Here is an 8,541-nt window from a genome sequence, read left to right as displayed (position 1 = left end):
TCGCGCCAGGTGGGCTGCTTCGGCCCGGCGTGCGCGGCAGGCGGGCCGCCGGCCGGGGCGGGGATCCCCGGCATCCGTCCGGGCACCGTCCGCCCCGGCATGGACGGCCCCGGCGTGTCCGCGAGCCGGGACGCATTGGCGGCGAGCAGGGTCGCGACGACGTGCTTGCAGTCCGCCTCCATCGGGCAGGAGCACCACGTGGTGTCGATGCGGTCGCTCACCGCCTTCAGCCGGACGACGCTGCGGTAGCGCTGCGCGCGGCTGCCGGCGACGTCGCCGCTGATGGTCCGCGAGGCGGCATCCCACTCGACGCGGCGCACCGCCCCGTCGTGGAAGTACTGCGTTCCGCGCGTGAACGCGCCGCCCCACGCCTGGCGCCGGATGGCGTCGGGGTCGATGAACGGCGCGTCCACGGCGACGATTCGCGCGGCTCCCGGTCAGTTCGAGCGGGCGACGCGGGCGAGCACGCCGTGCACGAACGAAGCCGATTCGTCGGTCGAGAACTCCTTGGCGAGCTCCACGGCCTCGTCGATGGCCACCGCGGTGGGCACCTGCTCGTTGTAGAGGATCTCCCAGACGCCGATGCGGAGCAGCGCCCGGTCGACGGTGGGCATGCGCGCCATCGACCAGTCCTTGGCCGCGAGCGTGATCTGCTCGTCGATCGCGTCGGAGTTGTCGATGATGCCGTCGACGATGTCGCGGGCGTACAGCCAGGAGGCTTCGCGCGCGGGCTCCGCCGCGGCGCGCTTCGCCTCGACGGCGAGCATCACTGGGATGTCCTCGCCGCGGACGTCGGCCTGGAAGAGGATGTCGAGAGCGCGCTTGCGCGCCTTGGTCCGTGCGCTCACGCGCGGCTTACTTCTCGCGGCCGAGGTAGTCCCCGGTGCGGGTGTCGACCTTGACGCGGGTGCCGGTCTCGAGGAACAGCGGCACCTGGATCTCGTAGCCGGTCTCGAGCGTGGCGGGCTTCGTTCCGGCGGAGGAGCGGTCTCCCTGCAGGCCGGGCTCGGTGTAGGTGATCTCGAGCACGACGGATGCCGGCAGCTCGACGTACAGCGCGTTGCCGTTGTTCAGCGCGATGGTGACCATCTGGTTCTCGAGCAGGAAGTGCGAGGCGTCGCCGACGGTCGGCGCCGCGACGTGGATCTGGTCGTAGTCGCTGGTGTCCATGAACACGAAGCTGTCGCCGTCGTTGTACAGGTACTGGAAGTCGCGGCGATCGACGCTCTCGATCTCGATCTTGGCGCCCGCGTTGAACGTCTTGTCGACGACTTTGCCGGAGAGCACGTTCTTCATCTTGGTGCGGACGAACGCACCGCCCTTGCCCGGCTTGACGTGCTGGAACTCCACGATGCTCCAGAGCTGACCGTCGATGTTGAGGACGACGCCGTTCTTGATGTCTGCAGTGGATGCCATGGGTCTTGTGTTCCGTTTCGTGAAGTTCGCGGGCGAGAAGGCGCCCAACATCCCATTCTACGGGATGGCCCGATCAGGCCTGGAAGGGGGCTGGATGCCTCAGCCGTCCGCCTGCCCGGTGATCACGTCGATGAGTCGCAGCACCGCGGTGGCATACCCGCCGATGCCCTGGCCGATGACGTGCACCGCGGCGACGTCGCGCACATACGAGACCTGCCGGAAGTCCTCCCGGGACCCGACGTCCGAGATGTGCACCTCGGCGACCGGCAGGGCCACGGCCTTGAGCGCGTCGGCGAGCGACACCGACGTGTGGGTGAGGCCGGCGGGATTGATCACGATGCCCGCACAGTCCTCGCGGGCCGCGTGGATCGCGTCGATGAGGACGCCCTCGTGGTTGCTCTGCACGGCGCGCACGTCGAAGCCGCGGGATGCCGCGGTGCGCTCCACGAGCCCTTCGACGTCGGCGAGGGTCTCGGTGCCGTAGATCTCGGGCTCGCGCACACCGAGGAGGTTCAGGTTCGGCCCGTTCACGAGCAGCAGACGGCGGGCGTTGATCATGCTGGGAACCCTATCAATCGACGAGCGCGTTCAGCGCCCCGCACCCTGTGCGGTGAGACGCACCGGGGCGTTCCCCGCGCCGTACCCGTCGTACCCGGCGCGCCGCTCCACGAACTCGCAGAAGAGCTGCCCGACGATGCCCGTGTAGAACTGCAGGTACTCGGCTTCGCCGTCGCGGTCGTAGAGGAGCCCCAGCTCCTGCAATTCGGCCACGAATCCGGGCTCGAGTCCGAAGCGCGCGACCAGATCGTCGTAGTAGTTCCCGGGGATCGGCAGCACGTCGAGCCCGCGTGCGCGGGCCGCACGGGCGAGGCCCCGGGCATCCGTGCAGCGGAAGGCGACGTGCTGGGCCAGCCCGGCGTCCCGGCTGCGCTGCGCGAAGCCCGCCGGCACGACATTCAGGGGAAGGCGCACCTCGCCGCCCGGCGATCGCATCACGCGGCTCTGCACCAGGCCCTGCGAACTCGCGACCTCGGTGGAGCCGACCGGCTCCAGGCCGAACACGGAGGTGTAGAAGAGCACCGCCTCGTCGACCGCCTGCCACGGCTCGGTGAGGCTCACGTGGTCGATCGCGACGACGCCGGATGCCGGTGAGGCATCCGCGGGCGCGCCGGTCCCGTGCTCGAACTCCGTGGTCCAGGCCGGTTCACCGGCCGCGGCCGCCCCCCAGAAGATCTCCGTCCCGTCCGGTGCCCCCGCGGCATCGAGCACCTGCTCCGCGGCGTACGTGCGGCGGTACGCGATGGGCGTGCCGAGTTCGCGGGCCCGCTCGGTGAGGAGCGCGGGCTCCGGCACGAGCAGCCCGATCGCGGCCAGGTGCGGGCTGAGGCCGACGGCGTGCTGCTCGTTCAGCACGACCCGTGCGGCTCCCGAGCTCCAGAGCGTCACGGGCTTCGTGCGGTGCCGGCCGCGCGGCGTGAAGCCCAGCTGGGTGAGCATCACCTCGATCGCGGACGTGTCCTCGGCCTTGATCTCGGCGAAGTCGAAGCCCGTCGGCGCGGCGGATTCGGTGAGGCGCACGAGCCCGCCCGCGGTATCGGCCCGCCGGGCGGTCGCGTCCTCCAGCCAGCGCAGCGAGCGCCGCGCGTGCACGGCGGTCGCGCGGACGTCGGTCTGCCGGAACGTGTCGTTGAACACCTCGAGCGACAGCGGGCCGGTGTATCCGGCTCGCACGACATGGGCGACGAACGCCGCCAGATCGAAGCTCCCCTCCCCCGGGAACAGCCGGTGATGACGGCTCCACGAGAGCACGTCCATGGTCATGGCGGGTGCATCCGCGAGCTGCACGAAGAAGATCCGCTCGCCCGGGATCTGCTCGATGGCGGCGGGGTCGTGCCCGCGCGAGAGGATGTGGAACGAGTCCAGGCACACGCCGACCGCCGGGTGCGCCGCGAGCTCGACGATCCGCCATGCCCGGCGGTAGTCGTCGACGTACCGGCCCCAGGCGAGCGCCTCGTACGCGATCCGGATGCCGAAGCCGGCCGCCAGTTCGCCGAGGCGCCGCAGCTGGCTCGCGCTGACCGCGTCGTCGTCGACCGTCGCCGAGCCGACGTTGCTGCAGCAGAGGACGAGGTCCATCCCGAGCCGCTGCATCAGCGCGAACTTCGCCTCCGCACGGCGCAGCACCTCCGCGAAGGCCGCCTCGTCCACGCCCTCGACGTCGCGCATCGGCTGGTACAGGTCGAGGGTGAGCCCGAGTCTGGATGCCAGCGCGCGGATCTCCTCCGGGCTCTCCGGCGCGGCGACGAGGTCCGGCTCGAAGATCTCCACACCGTCAAAGCCCGCGCGGGCGCACGCGTGGAGCTTCTCGACGAGGGTGCCGCTCAGGCACACGGTGGCGATCGATGTCCTCATGGCGGGCCAATGTACCAGACAGTACATTGGGTGGCCAGGGCCCGTGCTCCCGAAGGGGTGGCGTCCGCTCGGATACGCTGTGCCGGTGGCACCAGCACAGCGCGACGCCGAGCGCACCCGGGCGGAACTGCTCGCCGTGGCGACCGAGGTGTTCGCCGAGGACGGCTATTCCGGCGCGCGCGTCGACGAGATCGCCGAGCGCACCCGCACCACCAAGCGGATGATCTACTACTACTTCGGCGGCAAGGAGCAGTTGTACCTGGCCGTGCTCGAGGAAGCCTATCGCGGCATCCGCGATGCCGAGCGCGCCATCGACGTCGACCACACCGACCCCGTCGCGGCGATGCGCCAGCTGGCCGAGCTGACCTTCGACCATCACGTGACCCACGACGCGTTCATCCGCCTCGTCGCCATCGAGAACGTGCACCGCGGAGAGTTCATCCGCCGGCTCGACTCCCTGCGCACGCTCGCCCAGCCCGCCGTGACGCAGCTGGACGAGATCCTCCAGCGCGGCCGGGCCGCCGGGGTGTTCCGGGACGACGTGCAGGCGCTCGACGTGCATCTGCTCATCAGCTCGTACTGCGTCTTCCAGGTCGCGAACAAGTACACGTTCGGCTTCCTGTTCGACGTGGACCTCGACTCCCCTGCGCAGCGCCCGCATCTGCGCGCCATGATCGGCGAGGTCGTCGTCGCCTGGCTCACCGCGCGCGCCTCCGTCTGAGCGGCATCCGTCCCGGGGTCTCTTGACAGCGTCGCGATCGCGTGGTTCACTCTGAACGTACCAGTTAGTACACAACGGGCGAACGAAGGAGTTCTCGTGACTGCGCCGCACCGATACCTCGTGGGCCTCGTCGGCACGGGCGTCACCCCCTCGCTCACGCCGCCGCTGCACATGGCGGAGGCGCGCGCCCTGGGGCTCGACTACCTGTACCGCACCATCGACCTCACGAGCCTGGCACTGGTGCCCGACCAGCTGCCCGACATCCTGACGTGGGCGCGCCGGCTCGGGTTCGACGCCCTGAACGTCACCCACCCCTGCAAGCGACTCGTGATCGAGTACCTCGATCGCGTCGATCCGGTCGCGGCCGCCCTCGGCGCCGTCAACACGGTGCTGTTCACCGACGAGGGACTGGTCGGGTACAACACCGACACCACCGGGTTCGAGACGGCCTTCCGCACCGGACTGCCGGATGCCGCACTCGAGCAGGTCGTGCTCCTCGGTGCGGGCGGTGCCGGCTCCGCGGTGGGCGACGCGCTGCTGCGCAGCGGCGTGCGCCGGCTCACCGTCGTCGACGTCGATGCGAACCGCGCGGGCGAGGTCGCCGCAGACCTGGATGCGCGTCATGCGGCGCACGTCGAGGCCGCCGCCCCGGCGGAGCTGGCGCGGCTCCTCGCGGACGCCGACGGTGTGGTGCACTGCACCCCCACCGGCATGCACGACCATCCCGGCCTGCCCTTCTCCCCCGCTCTGCTGCGCCCCGGACTCTGGGTCGCGGACATCGTCTACCGCCCCCTGGAGACGGCGCTGCTGCGCGCCGCACGCGCGGCCGGCTGCCGCACGCTCGACGGCGGGCGGATGGCCGTCTTCCAGGCGGTCGACGCGTTCGCGCTCATCACCGGAATCCGTCCCGACCCCGACCGCATGATCGACCACTTCCACCGTCTCGTCGCCGCAGACGAGCTCGTCCGATAGGAGAATCCCCCGATGTCCACCACCGCAGTGTCGCGGAAGACCCCCGCCCGCGCAGCCGTCGCGAGCTTCCTCGGCAGCGCCGTTGAGTACTACGACTTCTTCCTCTTCGGGTCCGCGGCCGCCCTCATCTTCCCGAAGATCTTCTTCCCGTCCGACGACCAGGCGGCCCTCGTCATGTCGTTCGCGACGTTCGGCTTCGCGTACATCGCCCGCCCCGTCGGAGCGATCTTCGTGGGCCACTTCGGCGACCGGCTCGGCCGGCGGCGCGTGCTGCTGTTCACGCTGCTGCTCATGGGCCTGTCGACCTTCGTCATCGGGTGCCTCCCGACGTTCGGGCAGATCGGCTGGGCGGCGCCCGTGCTGCTCGTGCTCTGCCGGCTGCTGCAGGGCCTGTCCGCCTCCGGCGAGCAGGCCGGCGCCTCGTCGCTCACGCTCGAGCACGCCCCGGACAACCGGCGCGCGTTCTTCACCTCGTGGACCCTCACCGGCACGCAGGGCGGCCAGATCCTCGCCGCGCTGATCTTCATCCCGGTCGTCGCGATGCCCGACTCGTTCAAGCTCACGTGGGGCTGGCGCATCCCGTTCTGGCTGAGCGCCGCGGTCGTCATCGTCGCATACGTCATCCGCCGCGGCCTGCACGAGACCCCGGAGTTCGAGGAGACCAAGGCGGAGGGACGCCTCTCCCGGATGCCGATCGTGCCGCTCCTGCGCGATCACTGGCGCGACGTGCTGCGTGTCATCTGCTGCGCCTTCATCGCCGCCGTCTCCACGGTGTTCGGCAACCTCGCCATCGCCTACGGCGTCGTGGTGGGTCTGAACGAGGCGATCACGCTGTGGCTCGTCGTCGCCGCGAACCTGGTCGCGATCGCCACGCAGCCCCTCTTCGGCGCACTCGCGGACCGGATCGGCCGCAAGCCGGTGTTCATCTACGGCGCGCTCTCGTCGGCGGTGTTCATGCCCTTCTACATGCTGTCGATGGGCCCCGGCCGCGAGGTGCTGACCTTCGCGCTGGCGGTGCTCACGTTCTCGTGCGGCTACGCCGCCGCGAACGCCGTGTGGCCGTCCTTCTACGCCGAGATGTTCAGCACCCGCGTGCGGTTCTCGGGGATGGCGATCGGCACGCAGATCGGCTTCCTGATGGCCGGTTTCGCGCCGTCGATCGTCACCGCCCTGGGCGGCGTCCAGCAGGGCGGCTGGGTCGTCATCAGCGTCTTCACCGCCGTCATCTGCGTCATCGCGGCCGTGAGCGCGCTGACCGCCCGCGAGACCAAGAACGTGCCCACGGCCCAGCTCGGCACGTTCGGCGAGAACCCCACCGTCGTGAGCCCGGTCATCGCCTGAGACCCGTTCCTCCGGCTGAGGCCCCGTCGCAATGCGACGGGGCCTCAGCGCGTCCGGACTACTCGCCGACCTCCTGGTAGGCGGCGAACAGCAGCGACTCGTCCGGTGCCTGCATGACGCTCGGGCGGGCCAGGTCGTCCAGCACGATGAACCGCAGCATCCCCCCGCGGCTCTTCTTGTCGCGCTGCATCGTCGCGAGCAGCTGCGGCCAGGCGCCGGCCCGGTAGGACGTCGGCAGGCCGAGGGTCTCGAGGATCGAGCGGTGCCGGGATGCCACGTCGTCGGGAAGGCGCCCGGCCAGGCGGGACAGCTCCGCGGCGAAGACCATGCCGACCGCCACGGCGGCGCCGTGGCGCCAGCGGTACCGTTCGCTGTGCTCGATGGCGTGACCGAGGGTGTGCCCGTAGTTGAGGATCTCGCGCAGCCCGCCCTCACGGAAGTCCTCGCCGACCACGCGCGCCTTCATGTCGACCGCGAGCTCCACGCAGCGGCGGAAGGCGTCCGAGGTCGGGTCGACGACCCGCTCGGGGTCGGCTTCGATGAGGTCCAGGATCTCGGGACTCCAGATGAACCCGGCCTTGACCACCTCGGCGAAGCCGGCCGTCGCCTCGTTGCGCGACAGCGACTCGAGCTCGCGCAGGTCGCACACCACGTGCTCGGGTGCCCAGAACGCACCGACGAGGTTCTTGCCCTCGGCGGTGTTCACGCCGGTCTTGCCGCCGATCGCGGCATCCACCATCCCGGCGACGGTCGTCGGCACCTGCACGACGGCGACGCCGCGCAGCCATGTCGCCGCGACGAATCCGGCGAGATCGGTGACCGCGCCGCCGCCGTACCCGACGACCGCGTCGGTGCGCGTGAAGTCGGCCTGGCCCATGACCTGCCAGCAGAAGGCCGCGACCTCGATCCGCTTGCCCTGTTCGGCGTCGGGGATCTCGGCGAGGAGCACGTGACGGGAGCCGTCGGCGGAGAGACGGCCGCGCAGCTCCTCCGCACGTGCGGCGAGGGTCGGCGGGTGGATGACGAGCACCTTGCGGGCACCGGCCGGCAGCGCCGTTCCGACGCGGTCCAGGATGTCGCGCCCGATCGTGATGTCGTAGCCCGGCGTCCCCGTCACGGTGACGGTCGTCTCGGTCATCCCTGCTCCTTCGCGCTGTGGTCTGTCCCGGCCTTCTCGGCGGGGCGTTCGGTGCGCCGTGCCCACGCCACGATGGCCGTGACGATGTCGGACAGCGGCCCCGACGACGTGTCGAACGTGACGTCGGCGACCTGCTCGTACAGCGGCATCCGCTCGGCGAGGATCCGCTGCCAGCGCTCCACCGGGTCCTCCTCGCCGCTCAGCAGCGGGCGGTCCGTGCCGGCGATCCGGGATGCCACGACCCGCGGCGACACCGTCAGCAGCACGACCCGGTGTGCGGCCAGCTCGGCACGGGTGGCGGCATCCAGCACCGCTCCCCCGCCGAGCGCGACGACGCCGCCCTTCGCGAGGGTCTCCTGCACGGCGGCGCGCTCGAGGGCGCGGAATGCGGGCTCGCCGAGGCGGACGAAGAGCTCCGGGATCGGGCCGTGGTCGCGCACCACGACCTTGTCGGTGTCGCGGAAGCGCAGCCCCATGGTGCGCGCGACCTTCCGGCCGACGCTCGTCTTGCCGGCGCCCATCGGGCCGACGAGCACCAGAG

The 8,541-nt window shown here is 70.8% G+C and carries 10 protein-coding genes; 3 read left to right on the top strand and 7 right to left on the bottom strand.

Annotated features, from left to right (window positions below):
- From VJR25_RS09945 to VJR25_RS09925, 5 genes are all read right to left on the bottom strand, one after another.
- Positions 1–413: SWIM zinc finger family protein (locus VJR25_RS09945; RefSeq protein WP_324114816.1), on the bottom strand; the 413-nt coding region annotated here is incomplete at its 3' end.
- A gap of 24 nt (positions 414–437) precedes the next feature.
- Positions 438–848, bottom strand: a complete 411-nt coding sequence (nusB, locus tag VJR25_RS09940; protein ID WP_324114815.1) for a transcription antitermination factor NusB — start codon at positions 846–848, stop codon at positions 438–440.
- 7 nt (positions 849–855) lie between these two features.
- Positions 856–1,416 carry an elongation factor P gene (gene efp, locus VJR25_RS09935; RefSeq protein WP_324114814.1) on the bottom strand — a complete coding sequence of 187 codons (561 nt, stop codon included), beginning with the start codon at positions 1,414–1,416 and terminating at the stop codon, positions 856–858.
- A 99-nt stretch (positions 1,417–1,515) separates the two neighbouring features.
- Entirely contained in the window at positions 1,516–1,974 is a 459-nt protein-coding gene (locus VJR25_RS09930) for a type II 3-dehydroquinate dehydratase (RefSeq protein WP_324114813.1), read from the bottom strand.
- A gap of 30 nt (positions 1,975–2,004) precedes the next feature.
- The gene (locus VJR25_RS09925) at positions 2,005–3,828 is read right to left on the bottom strand and encodes a bifunctional sugar phosphate isomerase/epimerase/4-hydroxyphenylpyruvate dioxygenase family protein (protein ID WP_324114812.1); all 1,824 of its coding nucleotides are present in this window, start codon (positions 3,826–3,828) and stop codon (positions 2,005–2,007) included.
- An 85-nt stretch (positions 3,829–3,913) separates the two neighbouring features.
- Here VJR25_RS09925 and VJR25_RS09920 point away from each other — a divergent pair, with 85 nt between their 5' ends.
- The 3 genes from VJR25_RS09920 to VJR25_RS09910 all read left to right on the top strand — a co-directional run bounded on the left by VJR25_RS09920 (position 3,914) and on the right by VJR25_RS09910 (position 6,862).
- On the top strand, positions 3,914–4,549 hold the full coding sequence (locus VJR25_RS09920) for a TetR/AcrR family transcriptional regulator (protein ID WP_324114811.1): 636 nt from the start codon (positions 3,914–3,916) through the stop codon (positions 4,547–4,549).
- A 96-nt stretch (positions 4,550–4,645) separates the two neighbouring features.
- Positions 4,646–5,521, top strand: coding sequence for a shikimate dehydrogenase (locus tag VJR25_RS09915; protein WP_324114810.1), 876 nt, complete (start codon positions 4,646–4,648; stop codon positions 5,519–5,521).
- Between the two features lie 12 nt (positions 5,522–5,533).
- Positions 5,534–6,862, top strand: a complete 1,329-nt coding sequence (locus VJR25_RS09910; protein WP_324114809.1) for an MFS transporter — start codon at positions 5,534–5,536, stop codon at positions 6,860–6,862.
- A 58-nt stretch (positions 6,863–6,920) separates the two neighbouring features.
- Here VJR25_RS09910 and aroB read toward each other — a convergent pair whose 3' ends face one another.
- Together aroB and VJR25_RS09900 are read right to left on the bottom strand one after the other, a co-directional pair.
- Entirely contained in the window at positions 6,921–8,000 is a 1,080-nt protein-coding gene (gene aroB, locus VJR25_RS09905) for a 3-dehydroquinate synthase (protein ID WP_324114808.1), read from the bottom strand.
- Positions 7,997–8,539 (bottom strand): shikimate kinase, encoded by a 543-nt coding sequence (locus VJR25_RS09900; protein WP_324114807.1) that lies wholly within the window; start codon positions 8,537–8,539, stop codon positions 7,997–7,999. The genes aroB and VJR25_RS09900 overlap by 4 nt, the downstream gene beginning before the upstream one ends.
- Positions 8,540–8,541: the final 2 nt, after the last annotated feature.

It is taken from the genome of Microbacterium sp. (assembly GCF_035277845.1).
GTDB lineage: Bacteria > Actinomycetota > Actinomycetes > Actinomycetales > Microbacteriaceae > Microbacterium.
This window is presented reverse-complemented; position numbering and strand designations above follow the sequence as displayed.

What these genes read in the sequence shown, in the direction of transcription:
- efp (WP_324114814.1), bottom strand. Translation starts at nt 1,416, where the DNA reads ATGGCATCCACTGCAGACATCAAGAACGGCGTCGTCCTCAACATCGAC.
- VJR25_RS09930 (WP_324114813.1), bottom strand. Translation starts at nt 1,974, where the DNA reads ATGATCAACGCCCGCCGTCTGCTGCTCGTGAACGGGCCGAACCTGAAC.
- VJR25_RS09925 (WP_324114812.1), bottom strand. Translation starts at nt 3,828, where the DNA reads ATGAGGACATCGATCGCCACCGTGTGCCTGAGCGGCACCCTCGTCGAG.
- VJR25_RS09910 (WP_324114809.1), top strand. Translation starts at nt 5,534, where the DNA reads ATGTCCACCACCGCAGTGTCGCGGAAGACCCCCGCCCGCGCAGCCGTC.
- aroB (WP_324114808.1), bottom strand. Translation starts at nt 8,000, where the DNA reads ATGACCGAGACGACCGTCACCGTGACGGGGACGCCGGGCTACGACATC.